Origin of the sequence: Arthrobacter sp. MP_M4 (genome assembly GCF_035984855.1) — a bacterium.
In the GTDB taxonomy this organism is placed as follows: Bacteria; Actinomycetota; Actinomycetes; order Actinomycetales; family Micrococcaceae; genus Arthrobacter.
Map to the genome: position 1 here is coordinate 116,480 of NZ_JAXCHX010000001.1, position 20,413 is coordinate 136,892.

Sequence of the window (20,413 nt, forward strand, 5' to 3'; positions counted from 1 at the left end):
ACAAGCTGCGCCGTCCGGCGGGGGACGCCATTACCGGCGCCTTGACCTTGACGTAACGTCAAGCCCTAGCACCGGGTTACCGGCGCCAGTTAGCCCGCGCCGGAACGGGACAAGGTGGCCACCTGGAACGGTCCGTGCAGCAGATCGCCGGAATCGCCGGGACCACCAGCCGCACGCTGCGCCACTACGACACCATCGGACTGCTCAAACCCAGCCGGACCGGCGGGAACGGCTGCCGGTTCTACGACATGGCGGCCCTCGTGCGGTTGCAGCGCATCCTGCTGCTGCGGGACCTCGGCCTCGGTCTCCCGGGGATCGCCGGGGTCCTGGCCTCCGAGCCCGTCGCCCCCAGGGCACCCGGCGGCCACCTTGCCTGGCTCACCGCCATCCCCGGCACCCCTGCCGCGGCGTCTGCCGCCGGCGGCAGTGACTTCACGGAATACCTCACTGGCCTTGGCGAGATGTACGTTGCCGATCCCCGCTTCGCTGCCACCTACGGCGGGATCGCCGGGGCATCTTTCGTCCGGGACGCCCTTCGGATCCATGCGGCAAAGCAGCTCTAAGCCCGGCGCTGCACGGACTAAACTTGTCCGGTGACTCTTTCCCCGCATTTCACGGCCGGCAACACTCCCGACGCCCCGCGCAGCGACCTCCCGGACCTGCTCGACGCCCTTGCGGCGGACCTGCGCCGCATCGGCTACACCGTTGACGGCGTCGCTGGTCTTCTGGGCCCGGCCGCGCACGGCGCACTCAGCCGCGACCAGCTCGTTCCCGCGCTGATCGTCACCGCAGCTGCCCGCTCCGGGGACCCAGCGACGGCGGCGCTCGCCGCCGTCGTCCGTTTCTGGCTGCTGGCCGAACCGCAGGCCGCCGCGGAACTCGACGCGGCCCTCCCCGGCATCCGCACGGCGGGCCTGCTGGAACTGGGCCTCGCGGAGCCCTCCGCGGAGGGCCTGGTCCAGGCGAAGGTGGATCTGCGGCCGTACGGCTGGGAAGGGATCCCCGGCGACGACTCGGAGGAAAGCGGCGGCGCGGAGCTTTGGGTGGCCAGCGACCTCGCCGCCCACCAGCACCCCGGCGTCCTGCGCCATGACCATGTGCTCGGCATCGGACAGGCATCGACCACTCTGGTGCAGGTCACAGCCCGCCGGCATGTTGGCCGTGCCCTGGACCTCGGGACCGGCTGCGGCGTCCAGACCTTCCACCTGCTGCACCATGCCGAGCACGTGACCGCTACCGACATCTCCCGGCGGGCGCTCGCATTTACCCGGTTCAACCTGGTGCTGAATGCCGGTCAACTGCATCTGGATCCGGCTGACCTGGAAACCCGGGTGAGCCTGCGGCAGGGCTCGCTGCTGGATCCGGTGGCGGGCGAGGACTTTGAGCTGGTGGTCTCCAACCCGCCGTTCGTGATCACGCCGCGCAGCGCGGAGGAGGCCGCCGCGGACCAGTTCACCTACCGCGACGGCGGTCTGCCGGGCGACGACATCGTTGCCGTGCTGGTCCGGGATCTCCCCTCCGTGCTCAGCCCCGGCGGAACGGCCCAGCTTTTGGGAAACTGGGAGATTCCGGCGGGGGCCGACTGGGCGGAACGCCCGCAAAGCTGGGCCAGTCCGGATGCCGACGCCTGGTTCATTCAGCGTGAGCAGGTCAGTCCGGAGCAATACGCCGAGACGTGGCTGCAGGACGCCTCGGAGGCCCGCGACCGGCGGCTCTACCAGTCGTCCTACGCTGCCTATCTGGCCGATTTCGAATCCCGCGGCGTCGAGGCCATCGGGTTCGGAATGATCTGGCTGCGGCGGCCGGCCGCTGGGCAGCCTGTGCTGAGGCGCTTTGAGCACATCACCTACGCGATCGAACAGCCGGTCGGCCCGCACCTCGGTGCGGCGGTGGAGCGCGCCGACTGGCTGGCCGGCCATGATCTGGCGGTCGAACACCTGCTGGTGGCCGAGGATGTCACGGAAGAGCGGCACCAGCGCCCCGGCGCCGAGCATCCGGGTGTTATTCTCCTGCGCCAAGGCGGCGGTCTCCGCCGCACCAACCTGCTCAGCACGGAACTGGCCGGCTTTGTCTCAGCGTGCGACGGCGACCTGTCCGTCGGGCAGATCATCGGTGCCCTCGAGGCGTTGCTGGGCGGGGGCGAGGACTGGGACGCCGCGACCTTCCGGAGCGGGCTCCTCGCCGAGGTGGGGAATCTGGTGCGCGACGGTTTCCTGCTGCCCGCCTGAAGCGGCCGGCTGGCGGGGCCCTGGCGTGGGACCTGCCGCCCCCTCGCTGCCATAACGCGGCAGGACATATGCGGTAACCGCCAGGGCCGCCAGGACTCCGCAGGCGCCGGCTGCCAGGAAGCTCGCCCGAAGGGGAAGCAGGGCACCAACAAGCCCGCCCAGGGCCACGGCCCCAATGGAAACGGCCCGGGTCAGGCCGCCCAGGATGGCCATCGCCTGGCCCCGGCTGTCTTCCGGGATCCGCAGAATCACAATCGCTCCGAAGCACGCGTTCAGCAGCCCGCACGCGGCACCCATGGCGGTGTAGACCACAAACAACAGCTCCATGCTGGGCACCATGGCGATAATTCCCAGGAATGCCGAGGTCAGGCCCATCGAAAGGAGGAGGATGCGCAGGCGGGCTGCCGGGGTCCTGATCCGTGCGGCGAGAGCCGCTCCGGACGCCATGCCGAGACCAAACGAGGCAGCCACCAGGCCGTACTGCATTTCGGTGGCACCGAGTTCGTCGCGGGCGAGGAACACTTCCAGGACATTCGTTGCCTCGCCGACCATGATGAAGAACAGCGCGCCGAGAACCAGCGCCCAGACCAGGCCGTCCCGACGGATCAGGCGCAGACCGTCCCACAGGGCAGGTTTTTCTTTGCCTACCCGGTCGGCGGCGGAGCCGCGGCGGGTCCGGATCAGCAGGGCACCCGCGGCCATTGCTACATAGCAGCCGCTGGCAAGGGTAAACACCAGGGCGTAACCGCCCCACCCGCTGAGCAGCCCGCCCGCTGCCGGGCCCACCATGCCCGCAATCATGATGGTTGCCTGCATGGTGCCCAGCGCCCGCGGCGTCCCTTCCTCGCCCACGATCCGGGGCAGAAGGGCCTGCCAGGTGGGCCCCGCTACGGCCTGGGCGGCGCCCAACAGGAAAGTCATGGCGAACAACACCAGAAGGTGGTTCTCGGAGTCCTGCAAGCCGATCCCCATGCCGGCGACGGCTGCGGCGCTGAGCACGGATGACCCCGCTGCCAGCGTCCGGGAGTCGCGGGTATCGGCCAGACGGCCGGCCCACGGGGCCAGCAGTACCAGCGGGAGCGCGGAGCAAAACAGGTAGGCGGCCACCAGCCAGGGCCCCGCGATGGAGGTCTGGCCCGTCGCGGCAACACGCTGCAGGTGTAGCATGACGCTGATGATGACGGCGCCCATGCCGGCGGTGGCGATAAAGCGCGAGCCGCTCGCCAGGAGAAAGTCCCGGTTGCGTCTCAGCGGCAGCGCGGCATGGTTTTCACCAGGCGCATCCTGAAATGCCTGTTTCATAGGTTGCAAAATACCGCTGAACCAAAGTATTTGTCAAGCATTTCTTTCATAGTTGGATAGATTCCGGCTCGGTAGACTAATGAGGTGAATGCAGAAACCCCGACGCCGGAGTCGCAGCTTCCTCCGGCCCCGAATCGTCGGCAGCGCCCGGAAAAGCATGTGGAAATCACTGACCCCAAGGCGATCCGTGCGCTGGCACATGCGGCCAGGCTGGAAGTCATTTCCGAGCTGTATTCAACCCAGCTGAGCCGGACGGCCACGGAGCTCGCCGCGCAGACCGGCCTCACCCCCAGTGCAATGAGTTACCACCTGCGGGCGCTCCAGAAATGGGGCATTGTGGAGCCGGCCGCCACCGCCGGCGACGCGCGGGAGCGCCGTTGGAAAGCGGCGGGCACCGACTTCACCATCAACTCTGGCGGGGGATCCGCGAGCCCTGAGTTTGCCGTGCTGGACCTGGAGCTCGATGCTTTCCGCCGCCGTGTCAATGCCTACGCCAAGACGCAGGATGAACGGCGCCGGCGCGGCGAGGAGGTGGACGTGCCCTCGTCCATGATGCTGGCCAGCAACCTGCTGTACCTGACGCCGGAGCAGCGCGCGGAACTGAACGAGAGAATCTTTGACCTCCTGCGGGACTATGAGCTGCACGAGCCGGACCAGGTGCCTGAGGGGGCGGAGCGGATGGCCACTATGTGGTCGATGATCCCGGATGACCGCGGCAAGGCCGCGCCGGCCTCCTAAGCCGCGCGCTGCCCGGATCCGCGGCCACCACATCAAGACGGTGCGGTCGCGGCGGGCGGACCCGAGAGGCCCGTGGCGACTCATCCGCAGGGGCTTGGCGTAATCCGATGGCGTTTCATTGCGCCGGCGGCCCGCGTCTATAAACTGATCGTGGATCCGCCTGGTCGGTTGGCAGGGATGGGAATGGAAATGGCCACTTTTAGGGAACTTCACCACACTGCGGCGCCGCTCCTGCTGCCCAACGCGTGGGACCTTGGATCCGCCCTGGCATTTGCCACTGCAGGATACCCGGCCATCGGCACCACCAGTTTTGGCATCGCGGCCAGTGCAGGCCTCCCTGACGGCGGCCGGTCCAGCAAGGCGGACACCCTCGCAGTCGCGGCGCAGCTGTGCCGGCTGCCTGTTCATGTCACGGCAGACGTCGAGGACGGCTATTCCGACGATCCCGCCGAGGTCGCGGAACTGGTGGCCCACCTGGCAAACCTGGGCGTAGCAGGGATCAACCTGGAGGACAGTACGGCCGGGCATCTGGTGGAACTGACCGCTTTCGCTGACAAGGTCGCCGCTGTCAAACACCGCAGCCCGGAAGTATTCATCAACGCCCGGGTGGACAACATCTGGTTCGGCGAGCAGGCCACCGTGGACGCCGTCCTGCTCCGCGCACGTGCTTACGCCGACGCCGGAGCGGACGGGATCTTTGTCCCCGGGCTTGCGGGACCGGAGGACATCCGAAGCATTGCCGCTGGCATTGGGCTGCCGCTGAACGTACTGGCCCACCCGTCACTGACAGTTGCCGAGCTGGGGGAGCTGGGGGTCCACCGGGTGAGTTCCGGCTCCCTGCCCTACCGCGCCGCCGTGGACGCGGCGGTGAACGTGGTTAATGCCCTGCGCGACGGTAAGCAGGTGCCGGCCGCCACTTCGTATTGGGAGATGCAGTCACAGCTCCAGTCATTCAGCGCGCGGTAGCGGCCGGTCTTCGTGCTACCACGCCACGGCCTTCCGTTGCCGCGCACTAACAGCTGACGTATGGCCGCAGTTCGAGCAGGCAATCCGGAATGTCTTGGAAGTGGTGAAGAGGGGAATGAAGAACAGGGTGAACTTGGTGGCTCGTTCCTGGAGATGGTGGTGAACGAACTGGCCGCAGTGTTGGCAGGTTGCCTGCCGCCCCGGGAGGTCGTTCAGGACAGTCTTGAGGCCGAAGAGGAGAAACATGGCTGGTGCCTTTCGAGAGGGGCTGGTCAAGCCCGGGGGGTGAGGCGTGCGGCTAGTCCGGTGAGCAGGATGGTGATTCCTTCATCAAGTTCCGCCATGCCGTCGTAGTCGACGAGGACCGGGGCCAGGGCGCGCAAGTTGGGGAAATCCTTCGGTGGCAACCGGTGCAGGCCCAGGCGGAGGAGCGCTTCGTTTTCCTCCGGGTCCACAATGAACTCCTGCAGTTCATTGAGGATATGGCCGTACAAAAATCCGTAGTAGGCGCGGTAGACGTGGAGGGCGTCGGCGGCGGCGAATCCGGCGTCGACGAGCAATGACAGGATCTGCTCAAGTGGCCGCAGCGTGCCCAGGGGGCGGAGCCCCAGCGGGGTCGACAACGGCCGGGTCACCAGAAGGGGAACGACGTTCGGATGCCGGAGTGCGAGGTCGCGAAGATCGTGGGCGATGCGCCGGAGCTGGGACTGCCAGTCCGGATCCTCGGGAAAGATGGCCAGCTCGTCCAGGACCAGCTCAGAAACGCCGTCCAGGAGGGCCGCCCGGTTTTCGGCGTAGCGGTACAGGCTCATCGGATCACGGCCGAGCTTCTGCCCCAGCCGGCGCATCGTGAGTGCATCAAGGCCGTGGGCATCAACCAGTTCCAGGGCAGTGGACAGGACAACCTCCCGGCTGAGCCGCGCTTTTCGTCCCTGTGCCGAAGGGCGGGTGGGTTCTTCTGCGGGGGACATGAATTCCGTTCGAGTGGCTGTGCAGTACGGCCCTCCGAGGAACGCCGATGAAACAGTAAGCAAGCTTGCTTATCAAGTAGTCTACGCGTATTGTCTACAGTGTAGGAAAACAGCTCATCCATCAGTCATGTTTCACCCGTACACCCCGAGTCGCAGAGCTGAGATTCGGACCCGCTTGACGCCCCGCGCACGGCGTTCAAGCCTCGGCTGCTGTAGCCCTCGGCAGCCAAAAAAGCGCACTTAGCGGAACGAGCCGACCATGGCAGACTCGCAGTACGATCGCTTCCTTCTGGAGGCAACTACCCCCGACACCGCGTCCGACGTCCTGGGAAGGGACTCCCTCTACGGCGTTTACACAAGCTGGTGCTTCCTGACCCAGGCGGCGCCCCGGCCTGAAGACGCGTTCTGGGCGGCTATGCGGCAAAAACGGATTCGTCCGGGACGCACACGCCTTCGCATGAAGGGACCCGCCGCGGCAGACTACATCCTTTCGAGCTATCCGGGGATGGTCTGAGGAACTGAGCGTTCGCCCCGGCGCCGCCTCGGAGCGGCCGGGGGAGTCGCCCGGGCCGTCGCCACCTGTTCTCGGTGCGGCGGCCCCGGGGCCGTCGGATCAACCTCCCGCAAGGACACCCGTCCTTTGTACCGGACGCGTCATGGCAGAGGCTACGGCGAGCTTACTGCGCCAGTCTGCGAGGCCATTGCGGGGAACCTATATTCCTGGTGGTACCGCAGCAACCAGTGGCGGCCGAAGCCGCACCAAGCAACTATTAACTAGCCGGAGGCACTCGCCGCCGGCGTCACGAAGTGCCCGCACCAGGCGGAGCTTCCTACCGAAAGAGAGCACATCATGGCTAATGCCAACCCCGCAACACAGCGGAAAACCACGCTACAAAAGGCTGCGCAAGCAGTCGGAGCGGTCTTCCTGCTGGTCGGCATTCTCGGCTTCATCCCCGGAATCACCACCAACTATGACTCCCTCGGGCTCGCGGGCCACGAATCCGGCGCCCTTCTTCTGGGGATCTTCCAGGTATCCGTTCTCCACAACATCGTCCATTTGCTCTTCGGTGTGGCGGGTCTTCTGATGGCCCGCACCCGCACCCAGGCCAAGGCCTACCTGCTCTACGGCGGAGTTATTTACCTGGTCCTCTGGGTGTACGGCCTTGTTGTAGGGCACGACTCGCCCGCGAACTTCGTTCCCCTCAACAGCGCGGACAACTGGCTGCACCTGGTGCTGGGCCTGGGCATGATCGCACTGGCCCTGGTGCTCTCCCGCGACACTGCCAGGACCGCCCCGGCCCGCCGCTAACCCACCCCTGACCCATCGGACGACGACCCGCCGTGCCCTGCCCGGCCTAGGAGGACAAATGAACATCCCGGAACCGCGCGGACCCATCAGCGCCGGAGTGCTGGCCCTCCTGGCGCAGGAGCCCGGGCCCGACCCGGCCGGGCTGGCCGCCCTCCATGCCGTCGTCGTCCGACGGATGTCCGTCATCGAAGATCTGATCGACGACGACGTCCAGCTCGCCTTGTTCTGCCTCTACGAACTGCACTATGGCGGGCTGGACGGAGTCGACGAACGCTGGGAGTGGCACCCCGGCCTGATCGGCCTACGGCACCTGCTGGAAGAACCTTTCGAGGCATGGCTCCGCGCCATAGCAAGCGCCGTAACGGACTCGGTTGTCCGCCCGGAGCCCCTGCCGCCGGGCAGTGATGCCACGGCGGCCCTCCTCTTCGACCTGGCGGCCCGCGAGGGCGGGCCCAGCGTTTCCCGCCATGTGGCGAAAAAGGCGACCGCTGAGCAATTGCGGGAATTTTTGATCCACAAATCGATGTATCAGCTGAAGGAAGCCGACCCGCACACGTGGGCCATCCCCCGCCTGAGCGGCCGCGCCAAGGCCGCCCTCGTGGAGATCCAGGCAGACGAGTACGGCGGTGGCCGCCCCGAACACATGCACAGTGCCTTGTTTGCGCGGACCATGCGGGGACTGGGCCTCAATGACAGTTATGGCGGCTACGTCGACGCCGTGCCTGCGATCTCTCTGGCGTCGGTGAACATGATGTCCTTGTTCGGGCTCAACCGTAGGCTCCGTGGGGCCATCGCCGGGCATCTGGCGATGTATGAGATGACCTCCTCCCGCCCCAACCAGCTGTACGGCAATGGATTCCGGCGCCTGGGTTTTAACGCAGACGTCACCGGATACTTCGACGAGCACGTTGAGGCGGATGCCGTCCACGAACAGATCGCCGGCAGGGACCTCGCCGGCGGACTGGTAGAGGCGGAACCGGGCCTGCTGGAAGACGTCCTCTTCGGAGCGGCTGCGGTCTCCTGCCTCGATGCCCGCTTCGCCGCACACCTGATGGAGGCCTGGGACAGCGGCCGATCCTCACTGCGGCTGCCCGTGCCTGCCAGCGTATGACCGGCGGAGCCCCGCAGCTTCCCGCGGGGAGGCGGGAGGAGTACATCCTGCCGTTGCGGTGGGCCGGCGACGCCGCGCTGGGTGATCTCGTGCAGTATCTGAAACAGTTATGCAGTTGGATCCCCGTCACAGTCGTCGACGGTTCCCCGGAACAGTTGTTCAGCCAGCACAAGTCGGCCTTTCCGCCCGCCGTCAACCACCTGCGCCCCAGCCCTGGCGGGGAAGGCAACGGCAAGGTTCGGGCCGTCCTTACCGCCGTGCGCCAGAGCTCGGCGGAGCGGCTGGTCATAGCGGACGACGACGTGCGGTACACCCGGGACTCCCTCGCTGCCGTCCTCGCGGGCCTGGACAGTGCCGACGTCGTCCGGCCGCAGAACTATTTCACTGCCTGGCCCTGGCACGCCCGGTGGGATGGGTCCCGGACCCTGATCAACAGGGCTGTCACCTGTGACTTCCCCGGGACCCTCGCCGTCCGGCGGGCGGCACTCGAGGCCACCGGTGGCTATGACCCCGTCCTGTTCGAGAACCTGGAACTCATCCGGACAATCACAGCCGGCGGCGGCCGTGAGAACCGGGCCCCGGGTCTGTTCATCGCCCGCACGCCACCCACCGCCCGGCACTTCCTGCGCCAGCGCATCCGGCAGGCCTACGACGACTTCGCCCAACCCGTGCGCCTCACCGCTGAACTGGCCCTGCTGCCCCTCCTGGCCGGCATCCTGCGTCAGCCCGCACGGCGGCGGATACCGGCCCTCTTGTGCGGGGCGGTGGTTGCCGCGTCTCTAGCCGAGGCCGGCCGCAGGCGGCACCACGGCCGGGAGGTGTTCCCGGCCGGGTGTGTCCTCTTCGCGCCCCTCTGGGTGGTTGAGCGCGCCGTCTGCATCTGGATTGCGCTGGCACTCCGCCTCACGGGAGGAGCGCCGTATGCAGGGCTCCGGCTCAAGACCGCCGCGCACTCACCGGCCACGCTCCGGCTCCGGCACGCCGGTGCCGTCCGTCCCGTCCCCTCCCACAGTTCCGATCGGAAGAAGCCATGAACCGTTCCACCCCACCAAGCCCCGGAAGCGCCTCCCTGGTGCTTTGCCCTGATGGTCCCATCCTGGTCCGCGGCGACTTCGACGTCGTAACGTCTGCGGGTGAACCGGTGCCGAGGCAGCGCAAGACCGTTGCCCTCTGCCGATGCGGAGCCTCCGCCATCAAGCCCTTCTGCGACGGCACCCACAAACTGATCAACTTCCGCACCGGCGCCCCCGGCGCTCCAAAGCCTGAGGCCCAGGGTCCCGGCGGCACTGCCGGGCCCTAGCAGGCTGCGGGTCCCAGAGCGGCGCGCCTTCACTTTGGCGCGCGGACGAGCAATAATCAATTGCTCAGCATACTTATCATTTCTATCTGAACGGGAGTACAGCATGAGAGCACTTACCTGGCAGGGAAAACGGTCGGTCAGCGTGGAGGTGGTTCCGGATCCGGTGATCCAGGAGCCCACGGACGCCATCGTAAAGATCACCTCCTCCGCGATCTGCGGTTCCGACCTTCACCTGTACGAGGTGCTTGGACCGTACATGAAGTCCGGCGACATCCTAGGCCACGAGCCCATGGGGATTGTCCAGGAGGTGGGCTCCGCGGTCACGAACCTCGTGCCCGGGGACCGGGTGGTGATCCCGTTCAACATTTCCTGCGGACACTGCTGGATGTGCACGCAGGGCCTGCAATCGCAGTGTGAAACCACGCAGGTGCACGACCACAACAGCGGTGCGAGCCTCTTCGGATTCTCCGAGCTCTACGGGTCCGTCCCCGGCGGCCAGGCAGAATACCTGAGGGTGCCACACGCGGACTATGGACCGATCAAGGTTGGTCACGAGCTGCCCGACGAGCGCTACCTCTACCTCTCCGACATCCTTCCCACGGCCTGGCAGGGCGTCACGTACGCCGACGTGCCCGATGGCGGGACGTTGGCAGTCTTCGGCCTCGGCCCCGTCGGCCAGTTCGCGAGCCGGATCGGCCGACACCTTGGCCAGCGCGTCATTGCCATCGAGCCGGTACCGGAACGCCGCCGTATGGCAGAGCGGCACGGCATTGAAACGATGGACTTCTCGGATGACCTTGGTGACCAGTTGCGCGAGATGACCGGCGGAAGGGGCCCCGATGCGGTGCTCGATGCTGTCGGTATGGAAGCGCATCATTCCCCCGTCGGCGCGTTCGCCCAGCATGCAGTGGGGCTTCTGCCCGACGCGCTGGCCAAGAAAGCCATGGAAACCGCCGGCGTGGACCGCCTGACGGTCCTCCATGCGGCCATTGATGCAGTACGTCGCGGCGGCACCATCTCGCTCAGCGGTGTCTACGGAGGCACGGCAAGCCCGATGCCCCTGCTGACGATGTTCGACAAGCAGATCCAACTCCGGATGGGCCAATGCAACGTCCGCAACTGGACCGACCACCTGATCCCCCTCGTGGAAGACCCCAGTGACCCGCTGGGTGTGATGGACCTCAAAACCCATGAGGTCTCCCTGGACGGAGCCGCGGCCGCGTACGAAATATTCCAGAAGAAGGAAGACGGCTGCATCAAGGTGATCCTGAAGCCCTGAACGCGGCACTATGCCAGCGGCACATCACCAGAGCAACGAAAGGCGTTTCTATGAGCAGCTATCATCCCGAGAATGACCCCGCCAACCCGGACCCGCCCCGGGCGGACGGTGGAAAGAATCCAGGCGTACGGGAATACTCGATCCCGGATCCCGCCGCATCAGGCGACCCCGATGCGGGAGCCTCGGCCAACCCCGATCCGCTCAACGGAAAGATCACCGGGCTGGAGCCGGGCGGGGGAGTGCCGCCCGGGGAGACGCCCCCGGCCGAGGACCAGATGAGCCGGGACCAGGGCCACAGCGAGTAGCGGCCAACCCCTGCACAAATAAAGGAGTGGCCTGTCGTGGGGCGCCCGGCTGTTTTTGGCCGGGCGCCCCCGGATCGTCCAGTCGGGCCTGGTGCAGGTCAGCCCTTGCGGCCTTCGGTTGCCACCCCTTCGATGAAGTGTCGTTGTCCGAAGGCAAACAGCACCAGCATGGGCAGGGTAATGAGCAGGGTGGCGACCATGACGTACTGGTAGTCGCCCTGTCCGCCATTGGTGGGGCTGTACTTGGTCATCGCATAGGCGATGCCCAGGGGTGCGGTGAAGCCCTCCACCGATCCGGCATTGAGGTAGATCAAGGCGGATTGCAGGTTGTTCCAGCTGGCCTGGAACTCGAAGAGGAAAATGACCACCAGCGACGGTATGGACAGCGGCAGCGCTATCAGGCGGAAAAGCCCGAAGTAGCTGGCACCGTCGATGCGTGCGGCCTCGAACAGCTCCCGGGGGAGTCCGAGGAAGAACTGCCGTTGCAGGAAGATGTAGAAGGCCGACCCGAAGAGGTTCATGCCGAACAGCGGGATCCACGTGCCGAGAACGCCCAGGTTCTTCCAGATCAGATACTGCGGAACCATGGTCACTGCCCCCGGAAGCATCATGGTGGCCAGGACCAGGCCGAAGAGGAGATTCCGGCCGGGGAACCGGAAATAGGCGAACCCGAAGGCCACCATCGCGCTGGACACGGTAACAAGCGAGGCTGCCAGGACGGCAATCAGGAAACTGTTGGTTACCCAGTTGATGAGCGGGAGCTGCTCCCAGACCTGGACGTAGTTCTGCGGTGAGAACGTGCGGGGGATGAGGGCATTGTCAAAGACCTCGGCGCGCGGTTTAAGGCTCGCGGCAATAAGCCACGCGAGCGGATAGAGGAAAGCCCCGCTGATCAGAATCAAGAGTATCCACAGCAGCACCCGCGCCGCGAGTGCCCGTGGGGTGCGGGTCTTCCGGCGCGGTCGCAGCGGCGCCGTTTCCGCAGCGGTGTCCACCGCCGGGGCCTTGGGAAGTTCCGTGCCGGCCGGTTGCGCCCGGGTGGTTGCCATCAGCGCTTCTCCCCTTCGTAGTAGACAAATCTGTTCCCGATCTTCACCTGAACGAGGCTGATGAGCAGGATCAGGACGAACAGGACCCAGGCCATGGCCGAGGCGAACCCGAAGTTGAATTCACGGAAAGCCTGCTGGAACAGATAGATCCCGTAAAACAGCGAGGCCTCCGGCGCCGTACTGGTCTGATCCCTCCAGAAGAGGAGGTAGGCCTGGTCGAAGACCTGCAGCGCGGCGATCGTTAGGACAATCACATTGAAGAAAATGGCCCCCGAGATCATCGGGACCGTGATGTAGAGGAACTTCCGGACGGGACCCGCACCGTCCAGGGAAGCCACCTCGTAGAGGTCCTGGGGGACGCTCTTGAGAGCCGCGAGGAAGATCACCATGGTGCCGCTGACGCCCCATAAGGTCATCAGCACAATGGACGGCTTCACCCACGCCGGATCAATAAGCCATTGCGGCCCGGTAATGCCAAAGAAGCCCAGCGCCTGGTTGATCGCCCCCGAGTTGCCATTGAGCAGGAGCAGAAACACCGCGGCCGTGGCCACAGACGGCGTCATCTTCGGCAGGTAGTACACCGTGCGGAAGATCCCCGCCCCGCGTCCCACCTGGTTCAGCAGCAGCGCAAGTCCGAGGGCAACGCAGATCTCCAAGGGCACCGCCATAACCGCGTAGAACAGCGTGTTGGCCAGTGACAGGGCGACCTTGGGATCGTCGAACAGAAGTGCGTAGTTTGAAACCCCGGCCGGCCGCGCCACGTTGGTGGCGAGGTTATAGCGGCTGAAGGAGATGATCAGGCTGTAAGCCATGGCGCCGAGCATGAAGACCAAAAATCCTATGATCCACGGCGAAATGAACAGGTAGCCCGCCAGCGCCTCCCGCCGGTTGTATTTGTGCCGGGCCGGACGCACCCTGCTCCCGGCCGTGCGCGGGGCGTCGCGGCCCCGCCAATTTGCTCCCACCACTACCGCTCTCTCCGATCTTTCAACGCGGACGGGACACGGTGCCGGACCGCGAAACATGGCCCCACCTTGCGCCCCACCTGCGGCTTCGGCTAGCTTTCGAATTAGCAAGCTTACTTACAGTCTGACAGTTAAGTGGTGTTTCGCCGAGAGTTTTCCCGGCCGAACCTGCTCGGATAGTGATTTCGGAAGGATGGCCATGCGCGGTCGAGGAAAAGGTGTTGCGGTTCTCGCTGGAGCGGTTCTGGGCTTGAGCGCCTGCGGCGGCGGAAATGCGTCCCCGGCCGCTGAGTCTGCGGATTTCAAGAAAGAAGCGTCCGGGACGATGACGGCGTGGGCTTTCGACAATGCTGATGACGTGGGCAAGGCCCGCATGGGTTATGCCGGCGAACAGGTCCCCAACGTCAAGATCACCATGGACCAGACGCCATTTGACGCCCAGAAGTTCACCACGCGGGCAGCCAGCGGGGACGTCCCGGACGTTGTTCAAATGGACAGGGCATTTGTCGCCACATACGCCGCCCAGGGCCTCATTAAACCCCTGGACGGATGCTTCAAGGCACACGGCATGGACCCGGCCAAGCAGTTTTACCCCGCCGTCACACAGCAGGTCAGCTACCAGGACAAGGTCTGGGCGGTGCCGCAGTTCTACCAGCCCGCCGCCATCATCCTCAACCAGAATGTCCTGCAGCCCGCCGGAGTATCGGCATCCGACATTGACACCTCGGACAAGACGAAACTCCTGGGCGCTGTAGCCAAGACCTACAAGGCTGCCGGGGACAACCCGGCAACTTTGGGTTTTGACCCCGTCGCCGGGGGGCAGGGGGAACTGTGGATGCTGGGCCAAGGGGGCCGGCTGATGGACGAGAAGGGCGTCCCGACTTTGGAGGACCCGGCCAACATCGAGGCACTGACCTTCCTCAAGGAAATCTACGACGCGCAGGGCGGCTACGCGAAGGCCAAGAGCTTCAGCGATGCGTTCGACACCTTTGGCAAGGACAACCAGTTCGTCAAGAACCAGGTCGGTGCACAGGTGGATGCCCAGTGGTACGTGAATGTTCTGGCCCCGTACTCCGCGGAACTGAATATTTCCGCCGTACCGTTCAAGGACAAGGGCGGCCAGCCGTTCACGGTGGCCGGCGGAACGTCGTTCGTGATCCCCGCAGGAGCCAAGAACGCCGACGCCGCGTGCGCCTGGATGACCTCGCTGGTCACCGACGATGCCTGGTCCGCTGCCGGCGCGGCGAGGGCGGAGAAAATCTCCTCCACTCCCGGGGGCATCAACACCGGCCTCTTTACCGGCTCACCTTCCGCGGACAAGCTGATCCGGGACAAGTTCGTCAAAGCCAGCGGCAATGCGGGATTCGATGAGACCATCAAGGCGTTCTACGACGTCCTCCCGGCCGGGAAGTCCCTCGGCGCTTCCCCTGCCGGCCAGACCATCAAGACGGAACTGAACAACGCTGTCGCCTCCACGCTGCTCGGAACGAAGGAGCCCGGCAAGGCCCTCGCCGACGCCCAGGCCGCTGCCAAGCGCGCCTTTGATCAGGCAGGTTCCTGAAACCCGTAGCGGCAGTTAACAGCACGGCCGGGGCACAGCACCCCCGGAGCCGGGCTGGGCGGACTGCGGGCCTACGCGGCTCCGCGGACCGGCCAGCCCGGCTTGGGTGGGCCCTGGAGCGCAACGGAAACGGCTCCGGCGGCCACGCAGGAGCCGCCCCACCCGCCCACCGGGGCGGGTGGGCTGTCCTGCAGGCCAAAGACGTACAGGCAAAGCACGCCCGTGGCCAGGCCCGTGAAATGACCCACCAGCGTGTTCACGGGGCGGGAGGAGGGCTGCTCCGGGGATCGAAGAAGAGCATGACCGTCGGGCCAGGACTGGGAAAGAGCCAGGGCAGGTGCAACCCGATCCCCATCGCGCCAGCCAGGGCAAGCACGACGAGCGCGAGCACAGCGGCCCTACCGGGCCGCGATGAGGGCCTGCGGGGCTGCCTGCTTCATCCGCGTCTGCAGCCAGCGCAGCTGGACCGCTGTCTCACCGTCGCAACGGGACACCACCTCGAGGAGATCCCGGTCGCGGAGGGCGGACGCGGCTTGTTTGACCATGGTCCAGGTCACGTCTACCAGGCTCGCCAGCAAATAGAGGTCCTGCAGGTCCCGCAGCAGCCCCACAGGGCCTTCGCGCGTGCTGGAAAGCCCCTCGGCATGAAGGCGCTCCGGTTCGCTGTCGGCGTCGTCCTCGCCGTAGCGCTGGACGATCGGGAGCAGCAGACGCCCGTGGTCATCGCACTGCCGGGCCAGCGTGAAGCACAGGAAATGCACGTCGGGTTCGGCGCCGTGGCCGTCCGCAACCTGGCGGAACGAGTCCGCCAACGTGGCTTCGGCCCGGTGGAGCATGCCCAGGTAGATGTTCAGGTTCATGGCTGGCCGTTCCGTCCCTTGCCGTCGTTCGATTTGATCGCATCGGGGAAACGGGGCGGCGGCGCGGCGCCAACCAGCTCCGTGGCTTCGGCGTCGCTGCCTCCGGTGGTCGGCCGCAGGCGCGTCCGCCCCGCTGCAGCTGGCCGCGATGCCGTCGTGGTGGGGGCCGGGGCGGGACCGGCGGCGTCGCCGATCTTCTCCACTCTCACGGCCGCGTTCTTGAAGACCGGCTGCTTGGAGACCGGGTCCCATTCGGTAATGGTGAGTTCGTTGGCGGCTGTCGGGTGTTTCCCTGGTGAGCCGTCCCCGTCCCAGTAGCCGTAGTGGAACGGCGCGAAGACCGTGCCGTTGCGGATGTCGCTGACCCGGGCCGGCACTTCGATCTTGCCCCGTCGCGACGTGACCCGCACCAGGTCGCCCTCACTGATTCCCAGCCGGCCGGCGTCGTCCGGGGCAAGCTCCACCCAGGCGCTGGGGGCGGCCTGCGTGAGGGGCCGGGAGCGTCCAGTCTTGGTCCGGGTGTGGAAGTGGTACGCGGTCCGGCCCGTGGTGTAGCGCAGCGGGAATTCGTCGTCGGGTTCCTCGTGCGGCGGGAAATAGTCCGCGGTTTTCAGCACGGCCCGGCCCGCCGGGACGCTGGCACGAAACGCTTCAGGGCCGACCGTGGCGCCGGTGAGCAGATCGTGGCCGTAGCTTTCGCAGTAGTCCGGGTCGGTGGGGAAGACTCCGTCAGCGTAGAGCCGGACCCGCCCGTCCGGGTTGTCCTCGTTGCAGGGCCAAGGGATGCCGCTGCCGCCCCGGAGCCGGGCATAGCTGATTCCGGTGTAATCACAGGGCCGGCCGCGCGAGCATTCCTTCCACGCTTCGAAGCCGTCCTCCGGGCCGGCCCACGCCAGCAAGGGTCCGCCCTTCAGGGTGGTGAACTCCATCCGCCGCGAGTAGTCGAGGAAAATGTCCAGGTCGCTGCGCGCCTCCCCGGGCGGCTCCACCGCCTTGTCCGAGAGGTGGACGGTGCGGTTGACGTTCGTGAAGGTCCCCGTCTTTTCACCCCAGCCCGCGGCGGGGAGGACGACGTCGGCGGCCTGCGCCGTCTCGGTCAGGTACAGGTCCTGGACCACCACGAAGAGCTCGGGCTTGGCCAGGATGTTGCGGATCCGGGGGAGGTCGGGCATGGAGACGGCAGGGTTGGTGGCGGAAATCCAGAGGAATTCGATGGAACCTTGCTCGGCGTAGCGGAAGATCTGCATCGCGTGCGTCGGCGGGGCCCAGTGCGGGATGGTCAGGGAGTCGACGTCCCACAGCTTGGCCAGTTCCCCGATGTGCTCGGGGTTCTCCCAGTTCCGGAAGGCGGGCAAGTCCCCGTCGGCCCCGCATTCGCGGTTGTTCTGCGCGGTCGGCTGGCCGTTCATCTGGAGGATGCCGCAGCCGGGGCGTCCCAGCAGCCCGCGGAGCAGGTGCAGGTTGTTGACCTGGCAGGAGGACGCGGTGGCCTGCGCGGACTGGTAGAAGCCCTGGAGCACTGTCGACAGGACACGGCCTGAGGTTCCGAAGATGCGGGCCGCTTCCCGGATATCCGCGGCGCTCACGTCACAAACCGCCGCGGCCGCTTCGGCCGTCCAGGGCCCCACCGCGGCCTTCAGCTGCTCGAAGCCCACTGTGTGCGCCTGAACGTACTCCCGGTCCAGCCAGCCGTTCGCCAGAACCTCGTGGACGAGGGCGTTCATCAGGGCCAGGTTGGTTCCCGGCCGGAGGGCGAGGTGGACATCGGAGTGCCGGGCAACCTCGGTATCACGCGGGTCGATGCAGACGATCTTGGGCCGGTCCGGCCCGGCGATGCGGTCCAGCACCCGGGACCACAGCACGGTCTGCGTCTCGGCCATGTTGTGCCCGTAAAGGAACATCGCGTCGCAGCTGTCGATGTCGGTGTAGGACCCGGGCTGCCCGTCGGCGCCGAACGTCTCCTTCAAGGCGGCGGCCGCCGTTGCGGTGCACAGGCGGGTGTTGCCGTCCATGTGAGGGGTTCCGATGCCGGCCTTTCCGATGATGGCCAGCGCGTAGTACTCCTCGAGGAAGAGCTGCCCGCTGGTGTAGAAGCCGTGGCTCAGGGGCCCCCGTTCCTGCAGCAACTGGCCGCTTCGCTCAACGATGCGGTTCATGGCGGTATCCCAGTCGCATTCGACCAACCGGCCGTTTTCGCGGATCATTGGGTGTTTGAGCCGGTCCCGGTGGGACACTCCCTGCCAGCTGGCGAACAGGCCCTTGGGTCCGAGGCGTCCGTGATTGACCAGGTCCCCGGCGCGGCCGCGGACGCCAACCATTGCCCCGTCCTTCACCGCGATGTCGCACGCGCAGCCGTTGCTGCAAAGAACGCAGGCGGACTGGACCCAACGGTCGACGTCGTCCTCAGTCACCCCATCGCCCAGGGCCTGGTCAACCCGGACGGGCCACAGCCCATCCCGCGGGTACGGGGTCCTTGTGCCCCAGATCTCGGCAATCCGATCAACCACGACGGTCCTCCTTGTCCGACCTGCAGGCGCCCGGCCCAGGTTTCCAATAGTTGCCCCGGTCAAGCTTTATCAGGATGCGGCCGTGGAGTACAGGGGTCCGGAACTGCCGGTGGCGGGGCAATTGGCCGCCCCATCGCCGGTGGGGACAGCATGAGGCTTCAGGCGGGAACGAAGAAGTATTGAATTATAAGCACGCTTATGTTTTCCTGCTTCTACGTCCTCCCCTGCGCTTTCCGGACCCTGGTCAAAGGAAGTACCGACATGGATGAAACGACGAAGTTTCCGGCCCCGGACGGGCAGCTGCTGCGCGCCCTGGAGAACAAACGTGTCCTGGATTATCTGGATCTGGCGGAGTCGCTGGCGGCCCGCTTCGCCAGCAGGGGACGGGAACGGGAGGATCTGATCCAAGTCGCCTACCTTGGCCTGGTCAAGGCGGCGCGCACCTTCGACGAATCGAGGGGCACCAGCTTCCCGGGTTATGCCGCTCCGACGATCACCGGCGAACTCAAGCGCTACCTGCGGGACCGGTGCTGGGTGGTGCGGCCGCCGCGGCGGGTGCAGAACCTCCGGGGCGAGCTGGTGCGAGAAGTCCCGGCACTGGCACAGGCCCTGGGCCATGACCCGACGCGCGCTGAATTGGCCCGGCAGCTGGGGGTTCCCGTCGAGGCGGTGGGGGAAGCGGCCGCCGCAGGATCGAGCATGCGGCCCGATTCCCTCGATGCGGCCGACCCGCGCACTGACCGTCCTGCGGCGGGAGACTTGCTGGCGGTCCAGGACCCGGCTTTCGAACGGCTCGACGAACTTATTTGTCTGACGCAGGTCATTAGCGAATTATCGGGGCAGGACCGGGAGCTGCTGTACCGCCGCTACTTCTGTGAGGAAAGCCAGATGGACCTGGGACGGCGGTTTGGTGTTTCCCAGATGCAGATCTCGCGGCGGCTTTCCCGGGTCCTGGTCGGACTGCAGCGGCGGCTTTCTGAGCGGGAAATTCAGAGCAGCCCCAGCTCCCGAACCGCGTCCAGCACGTCCTGAGCAGAAACACCGAGCAACGCCGGGTCCGGTTCCGCCGCGAAAGTGTCGCCACGGCGCAGGTCTGCCCGGGTCAGTGCACGATGCGGACCCGGCGGGGGCCCCCACTCCTCGGGAGAGGCCGGTCCGAACAGCACCACAGAGGGGCGCCCGTACGCCGACGCCAGATGGGCGGCTCCCGTGTCGGCTGAGACCACCAGACGGGCCTGCGCAACGAGGGCCGCGAATTCTGCCAGCGTCTGGTTTCCCGCGAGGACTGCGGTGCCGCCGAGCCCGGCCCGGCGGGCAACGTCTGCGGCCCTGATCCTGTCTGCTGCGCCGCCCGTGAAAACGACGTGGTGCCCGGCACCGTGTAACCCGACAGCCACTTCAGCAAAGCGTTCCGCCGGCCAGAGCCTGCTGCCGTAGGCGGCACCGACGTGGATGAGCGTCACACCCGGGTGCTGGGTGGGAACGCCAGGGTTGTCGAGGAAAAGATCCGCCGGGTCGGCCTGGATTCCGTGCCATTGAAGGAGCCGGGCCCAACGGTCCCGCTCATGAATGCCGGTCCGCCAGACCGGCCCCGGATGCGGATCCGCCCGGTGGGAGATGATGCGGCGTGCCTGCAGGGCCTCGATGCGAAACTGGCTCTCCGGCCCGCAGCCGTGCAAGTTGACCGCGACGTCCACTGTTCCGGGCCGCAGCGCCAAGGGTTCGTCGAGTCCGTGGGTCGGCAGTAGCTCGAAGCCTCCCACCAAGGTCAGCGCCTCTTCGAGCCAGCCCTGCGCGGCGTAGAGGAGCCGGTGCTGCGGGTAGGCGCGGCGCAGGCCATGCAGTGCCGGCACGGCCACCAGCAGATCGCCCAGCTTGAGCGCGCGCAAGACCACCAGCACTGGTCTGCCATCATCGCGGAATCCGACCACCGCAGCCCCTCCCGTTCCTCTGGTTGTGGAT

General features: G+C 66.4%; 19 protein-coding genes and 1 pseudogene. 12 read left to right on the top strand and 8 right to left on the bottom strand.

The genetic code is table 11. The features are described from left to right. Positions 1-122: 122 nt before the first annotated feature. Complete coding sequence (locus RCH15_RS00580) at positions 123-563, top strand: MerR family transcriptional regulator (RefSeq protein ID WP_326957703.1); 441 nt, start codon at positions 123-125, stop codon at positions 561-563. Between the two features lie 30 nt (positions 564-593). Further along, on the top strand, positions 594-2,228 hold the full coding sequence (locus tag RCH15_RS00585; protein WP_326956995.1) for a DUF7059 domain-containing protein: 1,635 nt from the start codon (positions 594-596) through the stop codon (positions 2,226-2,228). A gap of 12 nt (positions 2,229-2,240) precedes the next feature. On the opposite strand, the pseudogene RCH15_RS00590 reads toward RCH15_RS00585, so the two are convergent. Continuing rightward, positions 2,241-3,530: pseudogene (locus RCH15_RS00590) on the bottom strand (MFS transporter); the annotation flags it as partial. An 84-nt stretch (positions 3,531-3,614) separates the two neighbouring features. Here RCH15_RS00590 and RCH15_RS00595 point away from each other — a divergent pair. Both RCH15_RS00595 and RCH15_RS00600 read left to right on the top strand, forming a co-directional pair. Next, positions 3,615-4,268, top strand: a complete 654-nt coding sequence (locus RCH15_RS00595; protein WP_326956997.1) for an ArsR/SmtB family transcription factor — start codon at positions 3,615-3,617, stop codon at positions 4,266-4,268. Positions 4,269-4,457: 189 nt separating this feature from the next. Further along, positions 4,458-5,234: an isocitrate lyase/PEP mutase family protein gene (locus RCH15_RS00600; protein WP_326956999.1), complete on the top strand. Its 777-nt coding sequence runs from the start codon at positions 4,458-4,460 to the stop codon at positions 5,232-5,234. A 15-nt stretch (positions 5,235-5,249) separates the two neighbouring features. On the opposite strand, the gene RCH15_RS00605 is transcribed toward RCH15_RS00600, so the two are convergent. After that, entirely contained in the window at positions 5,250-5,480 is a 231-nt protein-coding gene (locus RCH15_RS00605) for a zinc-ribbon domain-containing protein (RefSeq protein WP_326957001.1), read from the bottom strand. A gap of 26 nt (positions 5,481-5,506) precedes the next feature. Next, complete coding sequence (locus tag RCH15_RS00610; protein WP_326957003.1) at positions 5,507-6,205, bottom strand: TetR/AcrR family transcriptional regulator C-terminal domain-containing protein; 699 nt, start codon at positions 6,203-6,205, stop codon at positions 5,507-5,509. An 850-nt stretch (positions 6,206-7,055) separates the two neighbouring features. Between RCH15_RS00610 and RCH15_RS00615 the strand changes: the two genes are divergently transcribed. The 6 genes from RCH15_RS00615 to RCH15_RS00640 all read left to right on the top strand — a co-directional run bounded on the left by RCH15_RS00615 (position 7,056) and on the right by RCH15_RS00640 (position 11,509). Then, the gene (locus tag RCH15_RS00615; protein WP_326957005.1) at positions 7,056-7,514 is read left to right on the top strand and encodes a DUF4383 domain-containing protein; all 459 of its coding nucleotides are present in this window, start codon (positions 7,056-7,058) and stop codon (positions 7,512-7,514) included. Positions 7,515-7,572: 58 nt separating this feature from the next. Further along, positions 7,573-8,625: an iron-containing redox enzyme family protein gene (locus RCH15_RS00620; protein WP_326957007.1), complete on the top strand. Its 1,053-nt coding sequence runs from the start codon at positions 7,573-7,575 to the stop codon at positions 8,623-8,625. Further along, entirely contained in the window at positions 8,622-9,659 is a 1,038-nt protein-coding gene (locus RCH15_RS00625; protein WP_326957009.1) for a glycosyltransferase, read from the top strand. Before RCH15_RS00620 ends, RCH15_RS00625 begins: the two co-directional genes overlap by 4 nt. Then, entirely contained in the window at positions 9,656-9,925 is a 270-nt protein-coding gene (locus RCH15_RS00630; RefSeq protein WP_326957011.1) for a CDGSH iron-sulfur domain-containing protein, read from the top strand. The genes RCH15_RS00625 and RCH15_RS00630 overlap by 4 nt, the downstream gene beginning before the upstream one ends. 103 nt (positions 9,926-10,028) lie before the next feature. Next, positions 10,029-11,204 (top strand): zinc-dependent alcohol dehydrogenase, encoded by a 1,176-nt coding sequence (locus RCH15_RS00635; RefSeq protein WP_326957013.1) that lies wholly within the window; start codon positions 10,029-10,031, stop codon positions 11,202-11,204. Positions 11,205-11,254: 50 nt separating this feature from the next. Continuing rightward, positions 11,255-11,509 (top strand): DUF6480 family protein, encoded by a 255-nt coding sequence (locus RCH15_RS00640; protein ID WP_326957015.1) that lies wholly within the window; start codon positions 11,255-11,257, stop codon positions 11,507-11,509. 98 nt (positions 11,510-11,607) lie between these two features. Here RCH15_RS00640 and RCH15_RS00645 read toward each other — a convergent pair whose 3' ends face one another. Both RCH15_RS00645 and RCH15_RS00650 read right to left on the bottom strand, forming a co-directional pair. Further along, positions 11,608-12,558 (bottom strand): carbohydrate ABC transporter permease, encoded by a 951-nt coding sequence (locus tag RCH15_RS00645; RefSeq protein ID WP_326957017.1) that lies wholly within the window; start codon positions 12,556-12,558, stop codon positions 11,608-11,610. Next, positions 12,558-13,526 (bottom strand): carbohydrate ABC transporter permease, encoded by a 969-nt coding sequence (locus RCH15_RS00650; protein ID WP_409016857.1) that lies wholly within the window; start codon positions 13,524-13,526, stop codon positions 12,558-12,560. Before RCH15_RS00650 ends, RCH15_RS00645 begins: the two co-directional genes overlap by 1 nt. 322 nt (positions 13,527-13,848) lie before the next feature. On the opposite strand from RCH15_RS00650, the gene RCH15_RS00655 reads away from it, so the two are divergent. Then, on the top strand, positions 13,849-15,084 hold the full coding sequence (locus tag RCH15_RS00655; RefSeq protein ID WP_326957019.1) for an ABC transporter substrate-binding protein: 1,236 nt from the start codon (positions 13,849-13,851) through the stop codon (positions 15,082-15,084). 398 nt (positions 15,085-15,482) lie between these two features. On the opposite strand, the gene RCH15_RS00660 is transcribed toward RCH15_RS00655, so the two are convergent. Together RCH15_RS00660 and RCH15_RS00665 are read right to left on the bottom strand one after the other, a co-directional pair. Next, the gene (locus RCH15_RS00660; RefSeq protein WP_326957020.1) at positions 15,483-15,944 is read right to left on the bottom strand and encodes a hypothetical protein; all 462 of its coding nucleotides are present in this window, start codon (positions 15,942-15,944) and stop codon (positions 15,483-15,485) included. Next, positions 15,941-18,451: a molybdopterin oxidoreductase family protein gene (locus RCH15_RS00665; RefSeq protein WP_326957022.1), complete on the bottom strand. Its 2,511-nt coding sequence runs from the start codon at positions 18,449-18,451 to the stop codon at positions 15,941-15,943. The genes RCH15_RS00660 and RCH15_RS00665 overlap by 4 nt, the downstream gene beginning before the upstream one ends. Before the next feature lie 261 nt (positions 18,452-18,712). Between RCH15_RS00665 and RCH15_RS00670 the strand changes: the two genes are divergently transcribed. Then, entirely contained in the window at positions 18,713-19,483 is a 771-nt protein-coding gene (locus RCH15_RS00670) for a sigma-70 family RNA polymerase sigma factor (RefSeq protein ID WP_326957024.1), read from the top strand. On the opposite strand, the gene RCH15_RS00675 is transcribed toward RCH15_RS00670, so the two are convergent. Further along, entirely contained in the window at positions 19,441-20,352 is a 912-nt protein-coding gene (locus RCH15_RS00675; RefSeq protein WP_442784964.1) for a glycosyltransferase family 9 protein, read from the bottom strand. The two genes, RCH15_RS00670 and RCH15_RS00675, sit on opposite strands and share 43 nt — an antisense overlap. Positions 20,353-20,413: the final 61 nt, after the last annotated feature.